The sequence below is a fragment of the Saccharomonospora sp. NB11 genome (assembly GCF_015910535.1).
Classification (GTDB): domain Bacteria; phylum Actinomycetota; class Actinomycetes; order Mycobacteriales; family Pseudonocardiaceae; genus Saccharomonospora.
Genome location: NZ_JACBJG010000002.1, coordinates 25,740 through 44,790, shown reverse-complemented (window position 1 = coordinate 44,790; position 19,051 = coordinate 25,740). Strand labels below are relative to the sequence as shown.

17 protein-coding genes are annotated in these 19,051 nt (G+C 71.7%); 11 read left to right on the top strand and 6 right to left on the bottom strand.

Annotation, left to right across the window (positions count from 1 at the left end; translation table 11 throughout):
• Positions 1-12 precede the first annotated feature (12 nt).
• From JAV51_RS02495 to JAV51_RS02480, 4 genes are all read left to right on the top strand, one after another.
• A complete protein-coding gene (locus JAV51_RS02495; RefSeq protein ID WP_197318961.1) occupies positions 13-2,769 on the top strand; it encodes an RNA helicase in 2,757 nt (918 codons plus the stop codon).
• A gap of 130 nt (positions 2,770-2,899) precedes the next feature.
• On the top strand, positions 2,900-3,559 hold the full coding sequence (locus JAV51_RS02490) for a DUF4333 domain-containing protein (RefSeq protein WP_197318960.1): 660 nt from the start codon (positions 2,900-2,902) through the stop codon (positions 3,557-3,559).
• Between the two features lie 54 nt (positions 3,560-3,613).
• Entirely contained in the window at positions 3,614-4,810 is a 1,197-nt protein-coding gene (locus JAV51_RS02485) for a GNAT family N-acetyltransferase (protein WP_197318959.1), read from the top strand.
• 36 nt (positions 4,811-4,846) lie between these two features.
• Positions 4,847-5,260 (top strand): DUF4333 domain-containing protein, encoded by a 414-nt coding sequence (locus JAV51_RS02480; protein ID WP_197318958.1) that lies wholly within the window; start codon positions 4,847-4,849, stop codon positions 5,258-5,260.
• Between the two features lie 15 nt (positions 5,261-5,275).
• On the opposite strand, the gene JAV51_RS02475 is transcribed toward JAV51_RS02480, so the two are convergent.
• On the bottom strand, positions 5,276-6,217 hold the full coding sequence (locus tag JAV51_RS02475) for a 5'-3' exonuclease (RefSeq protein ID WP_197318957.1): 942 nt from the start codon (positions 6,215-6,217) through the stop codon (positions 5,276-5,278).
• Between the two features lie 71 nt (positions 6,218-6,288).
• Here JAV51_RS02475 and JAV51_RS02470 point away from each other — a divergent pair, with 71 nt between their 5' ends.
• The 4 genes from JAV51_RS02470 to JAV51_RS02455 are packed head-to-tail and all read left to right on the top strand — an operon-like array spanning position 6,289 to position 8,450.
• Positions 6,289-7,431, top strand: a complete 1,143-nt coding sequence (locus JAV51_RS02470) for a Xaa-Pro peptidase family protein (protein ID WP_197318956.1) — start codon at positions 6,289-6,291, stop codon at positions 7,429-7,431.
• Positions 7,428-7,883, top strand: coding sequence for an Lrp/AsnC family transcriptional regulator (locus tag JAV51_RS02465; RefSeq protein WP_197318955.1), 456 nt, complete (start codon positions 7,428-7,430; stop codon positions 7,881-7,883). Before JAV51_RS02470 ends, JAV51_RS02465 begins: the two co-directional genes overlap by 4 nt.
• A gap of 38 nt (positions 7,884-7,921) precedes the next feature.
• Positions 7,922-8,164 (top strand): hypothetical protein, encoded by a 243-nt coding sequence (locus JAV51_RS02460; RefSeq protein ID WP_197318954.1) that lies wholly within the window; start codon positions 7,922-7,924, stop codon positions 8,162-8,164.
• Positions 8,151-8,450, top strand: a complete 300-nt coding sequence (locus JAV51_RS02455) for a hypothetical protein (RefSeq protein WP_197318953.1) — start codon at positions 8,151-8,153, stop codon at positions 8,448-8,450. Before JAV51_RS02460 ends, JAV51_RS02455 begins: the two co-directional genes overlap by 14 nt.
• A gap of 8 nt (positions 8,451-8,458) precedes the next feature.
• On the opposite strand, the gene JAV51_RS02450 is transcribed toward JAV51_RS02455, so the two are convergent.
• The gene (locus tag JAV51_RS02450; RefSeq protein WP_197319323.1) at positions 8,459-9,520 is read right to left on the bottom strand and encodes a GDSL-type esterase/lipase family protein; all 1,062 of its coding nucleotides are present in this window, start codon (positions 9,518-9,520) and stop codon (positions 8,459-8,461) included.
• A 109-nt stretch (positions 9,521-9,629) separates the two neighbouring features.
• Here JAV51_RS02450 and JAV51_RS02445 point away from each other — a divergent pair, with 109 nt between their 5' ends.
• Together JAV51_RS02445 and JAV51_RS02440 are read left to right on the top strand one after the other, a co-directional pair.
• Entirely contained in the window at positions 9,630-10,322 is a 693-nt protein-coding gene (locus JAV51_RS02445) for an HAD family hydrolase (RefSeq protein WP_197318952.1), read from the top strand.
• A 100-nt stretch (positions 10,323-10,422) separates the two neighbouring features.
• On the top strand, positions 10,423-11,862 hold the full coding sequence (locus JAV51_RS02440; protein ID WP_197318951.1) for an alpha/beta hydrolase: 1,440 nt from the start codon (positions 10,423-10,425) through the stop codon (positions 11,860-11,862).
• 24 nt (positions 11,863-11,886) lie between these two features.
• Here the strand turns inward: JAV51_RS02440 and JAV51_RS02435 are convergent, their stop codons facing one another.
• From JAV51_RS02435 to JAV51_RS02420, 4 genes are read right to left on the bottom strand one after another with little or no spacing between them, the layout of a single operon-like run.
• Positions 11,887-12,582, bottom strand: coding sequence for an ABC transporter ATP-binding protein (locus JAV51_RS02435; RefSeq protein WP_197318950.1), 696 nt, complete (start codon positions 12,580-12,582; stop codon positions 11,887-11,889).
• A complete protein-coding gene (locus JAV51_RS02430; protein WP_197318949.1) occupies positions 12,579-13,277 on the bottom strand; it encodes an ABC transporter ATP-binding protein in 699 nt (232 codons plus the stop codon). The genes JAV51_RS02435 and JAV51_RS02430 overlap by 4 nt, the downstream gene beginning before the upstream one ends.
• Positions 13,270-15,858 (bottom strand): ABC transporter permease, encoded by a 2,589-nt coding sequence (locus JAV51_RS02425; RefSeq protein ID WP_197318948.1) that lies wholly within the window; start codon positions 15,856-15,858, stop codon positions 13,270-13,272. Before JAV51_RS02425 ends, JAV51_RS02430 begins: the two co-directional genes overlap by 8 nt.
• Before the next feature lie 56 nt (positions 15,859-15,914).
• Positions 15,915-17,303 (bottom strand): KamA family radical SAM protein, encoded by a 1,389-nt coding sequence (locus tag JAV51_RS02420; RefSeq protein ID WP_197318947.1) that lies wholly within the window; start codon positions 17,301-17,303, stop codon positions 15,915-15,917.
• A gap of 99 nt (positions 17,304-17,402) precedes the next feature.
• Between JAV51_RS02420 and JAV51_RS02415 the strand changes: the two genes are divergently transcribed.
• Positions 17,403-19,043, top strand: coding sequence for an amidohydrolase (locus JAV51_RS02415; RefSeq protein ID WP_197318946.1), 1,641 nt, complete (start codon positions 17,403-17,405; stop codon positions 19,041-19,043).
• Positions 19,044-19,051: the final 8 nt, after the last annotated feature.

Genomic DNA, 19,051 nt, shown 5'->3' with positions numbered 1-19,051 from the left:
AACCCTGGCGCCGTGGACTCCTCCACTTCGACTCCGAGCCCCGCCGAGGCGTACGCCGCGGCTCGGCGACGCGGCAAGTATCCCCAGCTCGCGCGGTTCTCCGCCGACGTGGGCTTCACCTTCGATGACTTCCAGGTGCGGGGCTGCGAGGCCCTCGAGGACGGGCACGGCGTGCTCGTGTGCGCACCGACCGGCGCGGGAAAGACGATCGTCGGCGAGTTCGCGGTGCACCTCGCGCTCGCCGAGGGCCGCAAGTGCTTCTACACCACGCCTATCAAGGCGCTGTCGAACCAGAAGTACGGCGACCTCGTCGAGCGCTACGGCTCCGACACCGTCGGCCTGCTCACCGGGGACACCTCCGTCAACGGCGGCGCGCAGATCGTGGTGATGACCACCGAGGTGCTGCGCAACATGCTGTACGCGGAGTCCTCCGCACTCGACGACCTCGGCTACGTCGTGATGGACGAGGTGCACTACCTCGCCGACCGCTTCCGAGGGGCGGTGTGGGAGGAGGTGATCCTCCACCTGCCGTCCTACGTGCGCGTGGTCGGTCTGTCGGCCACGGTGAGCAACGCCGAGGAGTTCGGCGAATGGCTGGTCGAGGTCCGAGGCGACACGACCGTCGTCGTCGACGAACACCGCCCCGTGCCGTTGTGGCAGCACATGCTCGTGGGAGGGCGGCTGTTCGACCTCTTCGCCGGTGAGGCCGTCGACACCGGTGAGGCGAAACTGAATCCCCAGTTGCTGCGTCGGGTCGAGGACACGGCTCGCATGCACGCGCCCGCCGCCTTCCGCGGCCGTGGTCGGCGCGGCGGGCAGTACCGAGGACCGCGCTACCGGCCGCCGTCGCGTACCGAGATCGTCGACCGCCTCGACGCCGCCGGGCTGCTGCCGGCCATCGTCTTCATCTTCTCCCGCGCCGGATGCGACGCCGCGGTGGCGCAGTGCGTGCGAACCGGCCTGCGGTTGAACACCCCCGAGGAGGTCGAGCAGGTCCGCCGGATCGTCGACCGACGGACGGCCGACCTGCCGCAGAACGACCTCGCCGTGCTCGGCTACTGGGAGTGGCGCGAGGCGTTGGAGCAGGGCGTGGCGGCCCACCACGCGGGGCTGTTGCCCGCGTTCAAGGAGACCGTCGAGGAACTGTTCGTCCGGGGGCTGGTGAAGGTCGTCTTCGCGACCGAGACGCTCGCGCTCGGCATCAACATGCCCGCGCGCACGGTCGTCCTCGAACGGCTCGTCAAGTACAACGGCGAGGCCCACGTCGATCTCACCCCCGGCGAGTACACGCAGCTCACCGGCCGGGCGGGCCGTCGCGGCATCGACGTCGAGGGCCACGCCGTGGTCGTGTGGCAGCCGGGCGTCGACCCTCGGCAGGTGGCCGGGCTGGCCTCCACGCGCACGTACCCGCTGCGCTCGTCGTTCCGTCCCGGCTACAACATGGCCGTCAACCTCGTCGGCCGGTTCGGCTCCGCCCAGGCCCGTGACCTGCTGGAACAGTCGTTCGCCCAGTTCCAGGCCGACCGGTCGGTGGTGGGGTTGTCGCGGCGCATCGACCGCAACACCGAGGCGTTGCGCGGCTACGCCGACGCGGTGACCGCCGACTTCGACGAGCTGCGCTCGTACCTCGCCCTTCGCAAGCGGGTCTCCGATCGGGAGAAGACGCTCGCCCGGCAGAACACGAGCCATCGGCGAGCACAGACGGCGCGGTCGTTGGAGAAGCTCCGCAAGGGCGACGTCATCGCCGTGCCACAGGGCCGCCGCGCCGGACTGGCTGTCGTGATCGACCCCGGCGTGGACCAGTTCGACGAACCGAGGCCCGTGGTCGTCACCGAGGACCGGTGGGCGGGCGCGCTGTCGCTGTCGGACTTCCCCGCCCCGGTGGAGCCGTTGGGCAGGCTCAAGCTGCCGAAGCACGTGGAGCTGCGCTCGCCCAAGTCGCGCCGCGACATCGCCTCGTCGCTGCGCAACCTGAACATCCGTCCGCCCCGGCGGCAGAAGTGGCGTTCGGACGTGCACTCCGACGCCGAGCTGGCCCAACTGCGCCGGGAACTGCGTTCCCATCCCGTCCACGGGCTGGCCGACCGGGAAGCGAACCTGCGCTGGGTCGAGCGGCACCAGCGGTTGGAGCACGAGACCGAGCAGCTCAAGCGCAAGGTGGCGGCCACGACCCACTCGCTGGCCCGGGCCTTCGACCGGATCAGGCGGCTGCTCTCCGAACGCGGCTACCTCGACTCCGACGGGGACACCGTCACCGAGCACGGCCAGTTGCTCGCGCGGCTCTACAGCGAGTCCGACCTGTTGGCTGCCGAGTGCATCCGGCAGCGACTGTGGCACGGGCTGGCGCCCGCCGAGCTGGCCGCCGTGGTCTCGACACTGGTGTACGAGGCGAGGCGCGACTCGCCGGGCGAGGCGAAGCTGCCGTCGGGGCCGGTCTCCACGGCGTGGCAGGAGACCGTCCGGGTCTGGACCGACCTCGTGGAGGACGAGCGCCGCCACCGGCTCGACCGCACCCGGGAACCCGACGCCGGATTCGCCTGGCCCGTGTACCGATGGGCACGCGGGGAGGCGCTGGAGAAGGTCCTCACCGCGGCCGAGGCCAACGGGCAGGAGCTCTCCGCCGGGGACTTCGTGCGCTGGTCGCGTCAGGTGGTGGATCTGCTGGAACAGATCCGGGACGTACTGGGCAAGGAACACTCGGTCGGCGGGTCGGCCGGGAAGGCGTCTCGGCTGCTCCGACGCGGTGTGGTCGCCGCGGGCGAGGTGTAGCGGCCAGCGTCGGGCAGCCGTGTCCGGCGAGCGGTGGGTGTGATTGGATCGGGCGCGGCGGGACCGTCGGGGGAATCACCCGCCGCGACAGTGCGACGTCCATGGCTTGCAGACGCGGAAGGGCAACACGATGAGCGCGCCGTACGGAGGGAACAACCCCGCGCAGTGGGGGCAGCAACCGCATGCCGATCCCAACTCCGGTGGAATGGCCCAGCCCGGCGGGTACGGACAGCAACCGGCCTACGGGCAGCAGCCCGCCTACGGCGCTCCGCAGAACCCGCAGCAGAACCCGCAGGCTTCGCAACCGCAGTACGGTCAGCAGCCTGCGCAGCATCCCTACGACCCGGCCAACGCCTACGGTCAGCAGGGCGCGTATCCCCAGCAGGGTCAGTACGGCGGTGGGTACGGCCAGGGCTACGGCCAGCAGCCGATGCCGTACGGACCGCAGGGCGGTCAGCAGCCGGGCAAGTCCGGCAAGGGCCTGTGGGTCGGCATCGGCGCGGCCGTGGTGGTGTTGGGTGCCGCCGCCGTCGTGCTCTTCTGGGTCCCGGGTCTGCTCAACACCACGACCTTCGACGAGCAGAGTGTCGAGAAGTCGGTCCAGCAGTTGGTGCAGGAGAGCTTCGGCGTCGAGGCGAGCGAGGTGGACTGCCCCGGTGACCAGCCGGTGGAGGAGGGGCACACCTACAACTGCACGCTGACGGTCGACGGCGAGCAGCAGACCGTGAAGATCACCGTCACGAGCGAGGAAGGGCACTACACCGTCGACCAGCCCACGCCGGCGGGCTGACGGCACCGCCGAAAACCGATGGACGCGCCCGAGCACACTGGACAGGATCGCTGCATGAACGACGTTGTGGTACGCGCGCTGCGTGAGGACGAGTTTCGCGCGGCGAACGCGCTGTTCTACGCAGCGCTGCATGTCAAGCCCCCGACCGACGAGCAGTGGGAGCGCGTCCGTGACGTCTACCAGCCCGGCCGAGTGCTGGGCGCCTTCGACGACCGGCTGATCGGCACCGCCCGGTCCACCGACGCCGAACTCGTCGTACCGGGTGGAGTGCGGGTGCCGCTCGCGGCCGTGACCGGGGTTGGGGTTCGGGCCGACCGCACCCGGCGGGGCGTGCTGACGTCGGTGATGCGACATCAGCTCACCGACTTCGCCGACCGGGGCGTGGTCGCGGCGCTGCTGTACGCCTCGGAGGGCGCGATCTACGGACGGTTCGGTTACGGCATCGGCACGCGCTTCCGCAATTGCACGGTCTTGCGGCACCGCGCGCGGCTGCGTCCCGGTGTGCCGTCGGGCGGCGAGGTGGAGCTGGTGACCTCGCTCGACGAGATGCAACGACGGCTGCCCGAGGTGTACGACCGGCTCCCGCTGCGTCCGGCGATGATCACTCGGGGACCGCGGTGGTGGCCCGGGCTCTTCTCGATGCTGCGGCGGCAGGACGGCGCGGTGGCCGCCGTCGTGCACCACGGCGCCGACGGCCCGGACGGCTTCGCCGTCTACACCGTGGACCGGAACGCCGGGGACGGCGGGACGATGCGGGTCCTCGATCTGCACTACGCGGACGCGTCGTCGTACGCCGGGCTCTGGCGGTACCTGCTCTCCGTGGACCTGGTGGACGAGATCCAGGCCCACCATCGAGGACTGGACGAGCCGGTGGACGTGCTGTTCACCGACCCGCGGGCGTGCCGCACGACCGAGGTCCTCGACGAGGGCTGGTTGCGCCTGGTGGACGTCGAGCGTGCGCTGGCGGCCCGCTCCTGGCGTGGTGAGCCGCTGGTGCTGGAGGTCGAGGACACGGTCCTGCCCGACAACGCGGGGCGGTACCGCGTCGGCCCGGACGGGGCCGAACGGACGGACGCGGCACCGGACGTCCGGTTGGACGTCGCCGCGCTGGCGATGATCTACACGGGCGGGTGGCTCCCGTCGACCCTGGTGAACGCGGGGCTCGTGACCGTCGCGGACCCGGCGACCGCGGACCGTCTCGACGAGCTGGTCGCGACCCCCTCGACGCCGTGGTGCGGTACGTTCTTCTGACGACAGAGCAGGTCGACGTCGTGAGGTGGAGTGGTCGTGCGAGTGCGCGGTGCGGGGAGAACGTGGTCCGTCGCCGTGTCGGTGTGCGCGGCCCTCGTGCTCACCGCGTGTGGTGACGACGCCGACCCCGGCGAGTCCGTGACGTCGGAGAACGTGCCGAGCTCGTCGGCGACCACGTCGGACGCGGTGGAGTCGTCGCCGGAGTCCCCCACCCCGCCCGCGCCGGTGCCGAAGGCGCTCGACGGCAACGCCGTGCAGCGGTCGGTCGCCTCGGTGCTGACCGGCAGCTACGGCATCAAGGACGTCGAGAGCGTCCGCTGTCCCCGGAGGCCCGAGGTCCGGCCGGGGTTGACGTTCGACTGCACCGCCGTCATCGGTGGCGACAGCAAGCGCGTCCCGATCGAGATCCTCGACGAGGAGGGCCGCTACGAGGTCGGCCTTCCGCTGTAGACGGACCTCGTCCGGTCAGCCCTGCAACGCGGCCAACAGCCGGTCCACCGACCTGCCGAGGGTGTGGCGTTCGGCGAGGTCGGCCACCCGCTGCGGGTCGACGGGTTCGGTGGGAACGCGGTCGTCGCCCGAGGAGACCACGGGCGCGTCGGTCGCCACGCGGACCACCAGCGGAGCAGCGGCGAGGTAGTCGGCCGACTCCGCGAGCCGCAACCGGGTCTTGGGCGGCACGTCCCGGTGCCCGTCGCGGGCGGCGACCAGCAGACCTTCCAGGGAGCCGAACCGCGACACGAGCTTCGCGGCCGTCTTCTCCCCGATGCCCGGCACACCCGGCAGCCCGTCGGACGGATCGCCCCGGAGCATGGACATGTCCGCGTAGGCGGCGCCCGCGTTCTCCACCGGCAGCGCGTAGCGGGCCGCGACCTCCTCCGGACCCAGCACCTCGGCCTTGGCCCAGCCCTTGCCCACGTACACCACCGACACCGGACTCGGCTCGTGGCGCACGAGCTGGAACAGATCGCGGTCACCGGTGACCACCTCGACCGGACGGTCGGACTCCCGCGTCGCGAGGGTGCCGATGACGTCGTCCGCCTCGTAGCCCTCGGCCTCGGCGACCGCGATCCCGACCGCCTCCAGCAGGTCGAGGATGATCGGGACCTGCGGCGTGAGGGTGTCGGGCACCACCTCGGTGTCCGGGCCCTCCTCCGCCGTCTCCGCGACGCGGTGGGCCTTGTAGCTCGGCAGTGCCCGGACCCGGAAGTCCGGTCGCCAGTCGGCGTCCAGGCACGCCACCAGGCGAGCGGGACGCCGGTCGGTGAGGACCCGGGCCACGGTGTCGGCGAAGCCGCGCACCGCGTTGACGGGCCTGCCGTCCGGCGCGGTCATCGACTCGGGCAGCGCGAAGAACGATCGGAAGTAGAGGCTCGCGGCGTCGAGCAGCACCAACGGGGCGGTCACGCGACCAGCCTGCCACAGCACGCCGGTGCCGGTGAGTGTGCGGGCACCGACTCGCCGCTAGGCTCAGCGCCATGTCGCGTCGTTCACTGCACAACCCTGCCCCCGACGCCGCCACGCTTCGCGCGCGTCTCGACCGTGCCCGTGCTGCCGCAGCGGACGCCGCCACGGACGCTCTTCTGATCGGACCGGGCTCCGACCTGCGCTACCTCATCGGTCAGGCCGGTGGCTCCTTCGAGCGGTTGTCCGTGTTGCTGGTGCCCGCCACCGACACCGCTCCCGTGCTCGTGCTGCCCGCGTTGGAGGCGCCCGGTTACGTCGACGTGCCGACCGACGAGCTCGGCATCGACGTCGTGACCTGGGTCGACGGGGAGGACCCGTACCGGATCGTCGGCGACCGGCTCGGCAAGCCGGGACGGGTCGCCGTGAGCGACACGATGGCCGCCCTGCACGTCCTCCGGTTGCGCGACGCCGTGGAGGGAGCCGAACAGACGCTCGCCGGGCCGGTGCTGCGCACCCTGCGCATGTGCAAGGACGCCGCCGAGCTCGCCGCCCTCCGCCGTGCCGCCGAGGCCATCGACCGCGTGCACGCGCGCATGGGCGAGTGGTTGCGCCCGGGCCGCACCGAAGCCGAGGTCGGTGCCGACATCACCGAGGCCATCGTCGCCGAGGGGCACACGCACGCCGACTTCGTGATCGTCGGGTCCGGTCCCAACGGCGCGAGCCCGCACCACGACGTGTCGGACCGAGTCATCCAGCCAGGTGACGTCGTCGTGGTGGACATCGGCGGCCCGATCCCCGAGGGCTACAACTCCGACTCGACCCGCACGTACGCGATCGGTGAGCCGCCGTCGAAGATCGCCGAGGAGTACGCGGTGCTGCAGCGGGCGCAGGAGGCCGCGGTGCAGGCGGTGCGGCCGGGCGCCACGGCGCACGACGTGGACGCCGCGGCGCGCGACCTGTTGACCGAGGCCGGGCTGGGCGAGCTGTTCATCCACCGCACCGGGCACGGCATCGGGCTCGACGTCCACGAGGAGCCCTACATCATGAGCGGCAACGACCTGCCGTTGCAGCCGGGCATGGCGTTCAGCGTCGAACCCGGCGTCTACCGGGCCGGGGAGTGGGGCGCGCGGATCGAGGACATCGTCGTCGTGACCGCCGACGGCGTCGAGCCGCTCAACCGGCGTCCGCACGAGCTGGTCGTGCTGCCGGCATGACCGCCGCAGGACTGGAGCCGCTCGATCGGGCGATCGTGCGGGAGCTGGCGGCCGACGGCCGCCGCAGCTTCACCGACCTCGCCGAGCGGGTCGGGTTGTCGGTGTCGGCGGTGCACCAGCGCGTCCGGAGGTTGGAGCAACGCGGCGTCATCCGCGGCTACACCGCCCGGCTCGACGGCGAGCAGATCGGGCTGCCGTTGACCGCGCTGATCTCGCTCACGCCGAACGATCCGGCCGCGCCCGACGACTACCCGCAGCGGCTCGAACACATCCCGGAGATCGAGTCCTGCTACTCGGTGGCCGGGGACGAGTCGTACGTGTTGCTGGTGCGGGTGGCGTCGCCGCTGGCCCTGGAGGACCTGCTGCGGCGCATCCGGGAGTCGGCGAAGGTGTCCACCCGCACCACGGTCGTGTTGTCCACACCGTTCGAGGGGCGTTCGCCCACGTTGTGAGCCTCCCCCGACCGGGTGGCGCGCGCTACCATGTCGGCATGGCAACGCGGAAGGTGACGGTGTCGCTCGACGACGGTGTGCTGGCCTTCGCCGAGCAGGCGGCGAAGGCCCACGGTGTCTCGTTGTCCGCCTGGCTGTCCAAGGCGGCACGTCGTGAGGTCGTGCGGACGGGTTTCCGCGTGAGCGACCCGGTCGGGTATCGCCAGGCAGCCGAGCAGGAGGCGCTGCGCGACGAGACCGAGCTGGTGGCCGCGGTGGAGGACCTGCGTGCGCAGGGGTGAGGTCTGGACCTATCACCCGCCCTCCGAACAGGCTCGCGCTCGCCGGATGTTGTTGCTGTCGTCCGACGGCGTCAACGAGTCCGAACGACCCTGGCTCATCGGCACGGAGCTGCTCGATCGGGACCCCGACGACATCCTCGCGGTGGCGGTCGACGGCCACTACTGGGTTTCCACGGTGAACGTGACGCGGCTGTACCGGCCCTGGCTGCGGGAGTGCGTGGCCGAGATCGACGGTGAGGTCCAGGAGCAGATCGACGGCGCGTTGCGAGCCGCCTTGGACCTGTGAGCGGGCCGTCAATGACCTTCGAGTGACCGGGGCGAGGGCGCGGCGTGGAGTCGCCCGTCCGCCCCTTCCAGGCACGCGGCCTCCCGGTCGTTGGTGGCGAGGAACTCGCTGAGACAGCCCGCCACCTGCTTGTGCCCGGCTGCGTTCGGGTGGAACGACTCCTGGATGGCGTGATTGGCGCGATCCACGTCCTTGAGGTCGTCCCAGCGCACCGTGAAGCGGGTGAACCATTCCTGCGAGGCGTCGTCGCCTCCGCTGCACGCCTCGTGACCGGCCCCGGCGCGGGAGAGATCGAGGAAGCGGACGTCGGCCTGCCGTGCCGCCCCCCGCAATGCCTCGGACAGCTCGATCGCACCGGTCTCGGCGACCCACGTCAGGTCGTCGGTGCGGAACGGGCACCCGTTGAGATTCCGCCAGTCCTCGGGGATTTCGGGGCCGATCGGGGAGGCGTAGGACTGCAGGACGATCTCGTAGTCCGATCGTTCGTAGCCCGCCTCCTTCAACACCTGCTTGACGTCCTCCAGCGCGGCCACGACCTTCGGCACCATCGCGTCGAGCCGCTGCTGCCAGTCCTGCTTGATCTGGGCACTGCACGGGGAGTCCTGCTGCAGGAACCACGACGTGAAGCACTGGGAGATCAGTCGGGAGAAGTGGGGTTCGTCGTTGGCGCCGACGGCCACGACCACCGCGGCCACCCGATGGTCGTCGAGCAGGTCACGGAGCTGCTCGGCCTGGGACGGTTCGGTGTACTGCTTGACGTCGCCGAGCCCGACGTGTCCCGACGGTGCACCGGAACAGGCCAGGTTCACCGACTCGACCACGCCGGTCAGCTCGATCTGGTGCACCAGGGCGTGAGGGGACCGGTGGCACCAGTTGCCGCCCTTGCCGTCGGTGTCGCGCGTGTAGTCACCCGCGCCTTCCCCGGAGATCGTGCTGTCGCCGAGCGACACGACGGTGAGGGGACCGGTTCCGGGTGGGCCTGGGCGGTCGTCGGTGTCCGAGCCCGGACCGGTGAGCACGACGACGGCGACCAGAACAGCGACGGCAGCGAGCGCCAACGCGCCGAGCACCCACCGAGACCTGCGCACGGTGGAGCATCCTACGCGAAAAGCGCTCCCGTTCTCCGGCCGCCGTGTGCGAGCATGCCCGCGTCGTGCTCGTCACCCTCCGGAGGCCCAGGTGTCCCTGCCCTGCTCCACGCTCTTATTCGACGCCGACGACACGCTGTGGGAATGCAACGTCGTGTTCGAGAGGGCGATCGACGACTTCTGTGGGTGGCAGCAGCGGCCCGGCCTCGACGCGACGGCGATCCGCCGGATGCTCGGGGACATCGAGCGCGTCAACTCGGCCCGGCACGGCTACGGGGCGACGGTGTTCCTGCGCAGCCTCGGGGACTGTCTGGAGCAACTCACGGGGCGTGCCCCGACGCCGGAGGAGCAGGACCACCTGCGGCGGCTCGCGGCGGCCGTCCTGGAGTGCCGCATCGAACTGATTCCCGAGGTCGCCGAGACCTTGGAGGCGCTCGGCCGACGCTACCCGCTCGTGCTGGTGACGAAGGGTGACGCCGCGGACCAGTGGCGCAAGCTCGACCACTCCGGACTACGCAAGCACTTCGAGGCGGTGCACGTGGTGCCGGAGAAGGACACCACGACCTACGTCTCGCTCGTCCGACGGCACGCGCTGGACCCCGCCACGACCTGGATGGTGGGCAACTCGCCGAGTTCGGACGTCCTGCCCGCGTTGGCCGCGGGGCTGGGCGCGGTGTACGTGCCCAACGACAACACGTGGGCGTTGGAGCACGCGGAACTCGACTTCGGTGCCGACCGGCTGGTCACGGTGGAGCGGTTCGGTCGCCTGCTCGACCACTTCTGACGGCGCGGCGCGGGGTCGCACTCGGCGCAGGTGCCGTGACCGCGCGTGGCATCGTGGTCTCCCGGACGCGCGAGTGCCGTCCCCGAAGGGAGGTCCCTGCGTGGCGACGTCGAGGAGCCGTGTCGCTGTCCTGCTCGGTCTCGGCCTGCTCGTCGGCTGTACACCGCCGGTGGACTCGCAGACCTGGGCGGCGTGCGACGACAACGCGGCTGTGGAGTGCGTGAGGGTCTCGGTGCCGGTCGACTGGGCGGAGCCGGACGGCGACGCGATCGAGATCGCGGTGGCGCGCCGGACGACCGCCCACCCCGAGTGGCGGGTGGGCACGCTGGTCCACGTCCCGGGCGGACCGGGCAGTTCGGGCGTGGCCACCCTCACCGACGACACCGTGTTCGAGCGGACGTTTCCGGACGAGGTGCGGCAACACTTCGACATCGTGAGCTTCGACCCGCGAGGGGTGGGCGCGAGCAGCCCGGTGCGTTGCGATGAGTCGCTGTTCGCCGCGCTCGACAGCCCGGCACCGCGGAACCAGGCCGAGTTCGAAAGTGTGCTGGCGGCGCAGGCGGAGCTGGGCCGAAGCTGTCGGGAACGCACCGGGCCGGTGATCGACCACCTGGACAGCGTCGCGGCAGCTCACGATCTCGACGCCCTGCGGGAGACCTTGGGAGAGGACCGGCTGACGGTCTACGCGCACTCCTACGGCACCGTGCTCGGACAGATGTACGCCGAGCAGTTCCCTCACCGGCTCCGGGCGATGGTGCTCGACGCGGTGGTCGACCACGGTGCCGACACCGAGCAGGCCGAGGTCGTCGGGGCGCGGGCCGCACAGGAGGCGTTCGACGTGTTCGTCGACTGGTGTGCCGGGAGCACGGCCTGTGCGGTGCACGGCGAGGACGTGCGGGCACTCGTCGCGTCGCTCGTCGCTCAGGCCGACGCGGGCGAGCTGACCGACCCCGACACCGGTGCGGTTCTCGACCGACGCGGTCTGGCCCGGTACCTCCTCACACCACTCGCCGACGCCGCCGTCGTCGAGGTCGGGGAGCGTATCGAGGCGCTCACCGGCGCCGACGGCTCGTGGTTCGTCCCGTCGGTTTCCGCGGCGTCGCGGCAGCTCGATCCGTCGGCGCTGCCCGCCTACCTGTACTGCGCCGACCACCGGCACGACGTGCGTTCGTATGCCGAGCTGCGTCGCATCGCCGAACGGGCGGCCGAGGTCGCACCGGACGTGAAGACGGGTCGGCACGGCCCGCCGTCGGTGTGTCTCAATCCGCCGTTCGAGACGAGCAATCCCCAGCACGACCTCGCGGTCGAGGGTGCGCCGCCGATCCTGGTGACCGCCGCCCGCTACGACGACCGGACACCGCACGAGAACGCGCGGCGCGTGGCCGAGCAGCTCGGTGACGCCCGCCTGGTGAGCTACGACGGGCTCGGCCACGGCGCGGCGTTCCGAGGTCAGTGCATGCGGTCCGTCGTCACGGATTACCTGCTCGACGGCACGCTGCCGGAGCCGGGCACCCGATGTCCCGCCGAACCGCTGCCGTAGGACGTCCGTCGCTCCGGCCCGTCCTCACACCGGCAGCAGGACGCCGCCGTCGAGTTCCAGGCGGCGATCGGCGACCTCGCGCACGGCCGGATCGTGCGTCACCGCCACGACCGCCGTTCCCTCGTCGGCCACGCGCCGCAGCACGGCCAGCACGGCCTCGGTGGAGTCGGCGTCCAGATGCGCCGTCGGCTCGTCCACCAGCAACACGGTGGGACGCGGGGCGACGGCGCGGGCGAGCGCCACGCGCTGCTGCTGGCCGAACGACAGCTCGGCGGGGTAGCGGTCGGCCAGCGCGGCGAGGCCGAGTTCGGCGAGCACGGTCGAGACCACGACGTCCACCGCGCGGGTGGGGCGGGGCCCCAGCCGCAAGGGCAACGCGACGTTCTCGGCGCACGTGAGTTCCTCGGCGAGCCCGAGCGCCTGCGGCAGCACCGCGCACACCGACCACGGCACCGCCTCCGCCGGGACCCCGTGGAAGGTCACGCTGCCCTCGTCCGGGGTGTCGAATCCCGACAGCACCGCGAGCAGAGTGGTCTTGCCCGACCCCGAGCGTCCCGTGATGGTGACGATCTCGCCCGCCTCGGCGTGAAGGTCGACACCGCGCAGGATCTCGGTCTCCGTGGTGCCTCGACCGAAGCGACGGCGGAGTCCGCGCGCCACCAGAGCGGGGGAGCGTTCCGGGGACGGCGGGGCCTCGGGTTGGACTCGTTCGATCGTCATCGTCGTTCCTCTCGTCCACTGTGCTCGGCCACGACCCGACCGGAGCGGATGCGTATCACGCGGGAACCCCGTTCGATCAGTCGTTCGTCGTGCGAGGCGACGACCACGGCCACGCCCTCGGCTCTCAGCACCTCGATGGCGTCGAGGACGTGGCCCGCGGAGCCGTCGTCGAGCTGGGAGGTCGGTTCGTCGGCCAGCACCACCGGGGTGCGCCGGGCGAGGGTGCACGCGAACGCCAGCCGCTGCTGCTGTCCGCCGGAGAGCGCCGCCACCCGCGACGCGCCGGTGCCCCCGAGGCCCAACCGGTCGAGCAGGGCGTCGGGGTCGCAGCGGTGTCGCGTCGACTGGGCGGCGGCATGCAGGTTGTCCGACACCGACAGATGCGGCACCAGGTTGTCCAGCGGCGTCTGGAAGACCAGGCCGATCGCCTCGCGACGCAAGGCTCTCCGTCGTCGGGCGGACGAGGAGACCACCGCGCCTCGGAACTTCACCGTCCCGCGGGTGGGCGGCTGGAACAACGACAACACGCGCAGCAGCGTGGACTTGCCCGAGCCCGACGGTCCGGCGAGGACGGTCAACCCGGAGGACGGGATCGTCAGGGTGACGTCGTGGAGCCCGGTCACCCGCTCGCTGGTGGAGGGCACGGCGTACTCCACGTCCACCGCCTCCAGCTCGTAGATCGGCGACTCAGTCACGCAGCAGCTCCGCGACTCGGGCGGTGCGCACCGAACGCACCGCGATCCAGCACCCCACGGCCGTCACCACCGCCCCGCACGCGGCGATCGTCGCGACGAACGGGACGAGGTCGGGTAGGCCGGACGCCGGTGGTAGCCAGCGCGCGGGATCGAACCGTCGGATCGACCCCGCCGCCACACTCAGACCGCAGGTCAACCCGACGGCGACGGCCGCGAACGCCACCACACCGAGTTCGGTGGCATGGCTGAGCCAGAGCGCGCGACTGCGCAAGCCCATGCGCATCGCCAGCGCTCCGGCGAGGGTGTTCTGCCGTCGTCGCACCTCGACCGCGATCATCAGCGACAGAATGGCGGCGATCCCGAGAACCAGTCCGAGCAGGCTCACGAACGAGAACGTCCACTCGACGACGTAGAACGGCAGGGCGTCGAGCGCGGTGTCGCGGTCCACCGAGTTCATGTGGACGATGCCCGCGGAACGCAGGGCGGCCCCGACATCCTCGACGGACCAGGTCGACAGCACGGCCCACTGCGGCACCTGGTCGATCCGAGCCGCGTCGAGTGCCGTGCGGGAGACGAGATAGCCGGGCCGAGCACCCAGCACCGGGGCCACGTCGACGGCGCCGACGGCGCTGAGCCGTCCCAGCGCGGTACTCGCGGACTCGGGTGCACCGCCGACCCGGATCGCGGGCACTGTGCCCTTCGCGGGGGCGGAGAGGGCGGCGAGCATGCGGTCGAGGTCCTCGCGGGGGAGATGCTCGACGTAGGCGGCGTCGGCGAACGTCGCCGGGTCGATCACGAGGACGGTGCCCACGTGACCGGTGTCGAAGGTGCCGAAGAGCGTGCTCGACCGCGCGACGGACTCCGGCAGGGCGAGGTCGCCGCGACCCACCGCGTTCTCCACGTCGGTGCGCGACTCCGCCCCGACGAACACCCCCGACTTCACCGCCAGAGCCTGCTGTTGACCGGCGGCGATGGAGGAGCCGACGGCCAGGGTGCCGACCGCGAGCACCGCGACGACGAGCACACCGACCACCGGCACGCGGGCGTGGGCGAGTCGCCGAACCGCCCACTGGATCGCGGGCCGCGACCACCACCGCAGGCGGTGGGAGGACGCGAGTCCCCACCAGGCGAGCCGGGCGGCCACGAGTCCGACCGTCAGCACCACCGCCACGGGGAAGATGAGGGCGAGCGGGTCGGTCTCGGGCACGGGGCCGGTGGAGACGACGTCGCCGTAGCGCGGCAGCCGCGACCAGCCCAGCACTGCCACCGCCGCCGTGAAGATCTCCCACGGCACGTAGGCCAGGCCGCGCCGTGACCGCCGGGGCGCGGTGACACCGAGTCCGAACTCCCGGTGTGCGCGCACGGCCACCACGGTCACCAGCAGCACCAGCGCGAGCACGAGGATGCCGGCGGCCACGACGGCGCCGGTGAGTTCCGCGTCCGCGCTGAAGGCCCCCGGCGGCGCGTACAGCGGCAGGGTCAGCCGCGCCAGGACCGCACCGAGCACACCGCCCAGCGTGACCGGAATCCCGAGTTCGGCCACCGCCAGCAGTCCCACGGCGACGGGCCCGTGGCCGCGCGCGGACTGCAAACGGACCAAGGCGTGTCGCCGGTGGTACCACTGGAGTCCGACCGTGGCCGCTCCCGCGAGACCGACTCCCATGCCGAGCGCCGTCAACGGCAGCACCGACCACGCGACCGTCGTCTGTGCTCGTTCGGCGAGATCGGTGGAGCGGGAGAAGGGCAGTGACAGCAACGCGTCGCCGAGCCCCTGCGCTCGCAGGTCCTCGCGGACGTCGGCCAGCATCGCCTCGCCACGCCGCCGGTTGTCCTCGGCCTCGGCCAGCGTGTGTGGCGGGGGCGTCGAGAACGTGATGGTGAGCCGTTCGAGCGTGTCGTGGTCCCGGGTGGCCTCGTCGAAGCCGGAGCGGTCGGTGGCGAAGACCACCGCGCCGGTCGGGATGTGGTCGACCAGCCGGTTCTGCACGGCGAGGTCCTGGACCGAGCACCACCAGCGGGGTGCGGGGTCGTGGAGGTCGGCGTAGACCCCCGTGACGGCGGGCCAGTCGGCGTTGACGACCTTGCTGCCCGGGTCGATCCCGGCGAAATCGGCCAGGTCCCGACCCACCCACAGTCCCGGTGCGTCATCACCGCGTACCAGGGAGAGGTGGTCCGTACCACCGTCGCGATAGGCGAGCCGGACGGTGTAGCTGTCACCGGTGCCGAAGTCCGCACCCGGCACGAGGCCGCTGAACAGACTCACGGTGGGCGCGCCGAAGCCGTGGGCGGCGGCGTGGCGTTCCACGATCTCGGTGACGGGCCCGACCTCCTCGGGCGCGATCCTCGGTTTGGTGATCGCCGGACCGTAGGCGTCGGGGCACACCGTCGTCGCCTGGTAGTCGAGCGTCGAACCGCCCGAGGCCGACGCGTGGAGCACGGCACCCATCCCGAGGAAGCAGGACAGCAACGCGGTCACGGTCGCCGCCACGAGGGTGAGTGGACTCGACAGCGCCGCGCGGGGAGCCGTGGTCCACGGCAACCGGGGCAGCGGGCGAGAAGATGATCTCCGCCAAAGAGGCATGCCGCATGCTAGCGCTGTCCCCGGTCACCGCAACCTTCCTTGTGGAAGGACGGTCGTCAGCCGTTCTCCCGCCACCACTGGCGACCGGACTCCGGCAGCGTCGACACCGGGTCGTAGTACGGGTAGCGACGCTGCAACGCCTCCGGATCGTCGTGTTCGATACCGGTGCGGTAGTTCTTCGTCCAGTACGAGATGCCGCGCTCGCGGTCGTACTCCGCGATCTGGTGCACCCACCGCTTGCCGACGTAGGGCACGTCGCACACGATTCGCGGTGTGGCGTAGCCGGGCAGGTAGCCCATGATCGCGTGCTGGAGCTCCTGCGCCTCCCACACCGCCAGCCGCCAGTGCTCGGCGTTGGGGATCATGTCGCACATGTAGAAGTAGTACGGCAGGATGTTCGCCTCGCCCTGCAGCGCGAAGCACAGGTCGAGCAGGTCCGCCGGGGTCGCGTTGACGCCCCGCATGAGCACGCCCTGGTTGCGGACGTCCCGGACGCCGACCTCCAGGGCAGCCCGCGCGGCCTCGGCCACCAGCGGCGTGACCGACTGCGCGTGGTTGACGTGGGTGTGGATCGCGAGGTTCACACCACGACGCCGGGCCGTTCCGGCGACCCGCGCGAGACCTTCGACGACCTTCGGCTGCAGCCAGTGCTGCGGCAGCCCGGCGAGTGCCTTGGTGGCCAGTCGGATGTCGCGCACGGTCTCGATGTCGAGCAGGCGCATCAGGAACGCCTCCAACTGGTGCCACGGCACGTTGGCCACGTCACCACCGGAGACCACCACGTCGCGCACACCCGGGGTGCGCTTCAGGTAGTCGATCATCGCGTCCTGCCGGTCGACCGGCTTGAGCGACAGCTTGTGCTTGTCGATCAGGGGGGTCGAGTTCCCGACGAGGTCCATGCGCGTGCAGTGGCCGCAGTACTGCGGACACGTCGACAGCAGCTCGGCCAGCACCTTGGTGGGGTAGCGGTGGGTGAGACCCTCCACCACCCACATCTCCGCCTCGTGCAGCGAGTCGCGCTGCGAGTGCGGGTGGCTCGGCCAGTCGGGGTCCCGGTCGCCCCGCACCGGCATCATGTACCGGCGGATGGGGTCGGCGTAGAACGCCTCGGTGACCTTGGCGGGGTCGGTGCCCGCGTGCGGCGCCATCGTGTTGAGCATCTGCGGCGGCAGCAGCATCGACATCGTCGCCATCTCCTGCTGGTCGGCGACGAGGTCCTCGTAGAACCGTTCCTCCAGCAGGTCACCCATGACGGCACGGAGCTGCTTGACGTTGCGCACGCAGTGGACACGCTGCCACTGCGCGTCCCGCCACTCGGCCTCCGTGACGTCGCGCCAGCCCGGGAAACGTCGCCAGTCGGGTTCCACCAACTCCACGCGACGGTAGGTGTAGGGCTGTTCCGCGAGTCCGATCGACGCGTCAGCAGATTCCTGGGTAGCAGTCACTTCTGCTCCTCGGTCTCGACAACTCGTGGAAAATATCCTGTCATAGAAGCCTGCGAACGTAAAATCTCCCGCAAAGGCGAGGGTGGCAGACTCACGGGGGTGAGTAGCAGCAACACGACGCTTCTGGTGGGCGGACGCGTCCACACGCCGAGCACGCCCGATGCCACCGCCATGGCCGTCACCGACGGCACCGTCGTCTGGGTCGGGCAGGACGGCCCCGGCCGTGCGCTGCACCCCGACGCGGAGGTGGTCGACCTCGACGGCGCGTTCGTCGCACCCGCCTTCGTCGACGCGCACGTGCACGCCACCAACACCGGCCTGCATCTGACCGGACTCGACCTGACCGGAGTGCGGGACGCGGGCGAGCTCCTGGCGGCCGTGCGCGCCGCCGTCACCCCCGGTGAGGTGCTGCTCGCCCACGGCTGGGACGAGACGACCTGGACGAGCCCGCGACTGCCGAGTCGTGCCGAGCTGGACGACGTCGCCCGCGGCGTGCCCGTCTATCTGAGCCGGGTCGACGTCCACTCGGCACTGGCGTCGAGCGCGCTGCTCGACCTCGTGCCGGAGGCGGCGACCGCGGAGGGCTACTCGCCCGACGGCCCGCTGACGCGCGCCGCGCACCACGCCGTCCGCAGGGCGGCCTACGCCGCGATCACGGCCGAGCAGCGTGAGCGCGCCCAACGCGCCTTCCTCCGCGCCGCCGCCGCGGCCGGGATCGTCAGCGTCCACGAGTGTGCGGGCCCCGACATCTGCGGCGAGGACGACCTGCGCAGCCTGCTCCGCATCGCCGCGGAGCCGGGACAGATCGAGGTCGTGCCCTACTGGGGCTCCCTCGCCGACGACGCGGCTCTCGACCTCGCGCGGGAGCTCGGCCTCCGGGGGCTCGCGGGTGACCTGTTCGTCGACGGCGCCCTCGGCTCCCACACCGCCGCGCTGAGCGCGCCCTATGCCGACCGCCCCGACACCTCGGGGGCCCGCTACCTCGACGCCCGCACGATCGCCGACCACGTGATCGCCTGCACCGAAGCCGGGTTGCAGGCCGGGTTCCACGTCATCGGTGACGCCGCCGTCGCCGAGGTCGTCGAGGCGTTCACGCTGGCCGAGCAGGCCGTGGGGCAGCGTGCCCTCGCGAGTGCGGGGCACCGCCTCGACCACGTCGAGATGATCACCCGCGAGCAGGCGAGCGCGCTCGCGCGCTGGAACGTCACCGCGTCCGTCCAGCCCGCGTTCGACGCGCTGTGGGGCGGGAAGGACGGGATGTACGCGACCCGGCTCGGGGCCGAGCGCGCGGCGGGACTCAACCCGTTCTCCACGCTCGCCGCCGAGGGCGTCTCGCTCGCGCTGGGGTCCGATGCCCCCGTGACCCCGCTCGACCCGTGGAGCGGCGTGCGCGCCGCCGTGCACCACCGCACGCCCGGCTCCGGAATCTCCGCACGCGCGGCCTTCAACGCTCACACCCGGGGCGGTCACCGGGCGAGCGGGGTGAACGACGGTGTCACGGGAAGTCTCGTGCCCGGCGCGCCCGCTCACTACGCCGTCTGGGAGGCCGACGAGCTGGTCGTCGCCACCCCCGACAGCCGGGTGCAGCGCTGGTCCACCGACCCGCGCTCGCGCGTGCCGGGCCTGCCCCCGCTGGAGCCCGGCGCGACGCTGCCGACGTGCCTGCGCACCGTGCGGGCGGGCGAGGTCGTCCACGAGGCGGGTGCGACGGACGGCTCGACCGCCCTCGACCGGGCCTAGGCTGTGCG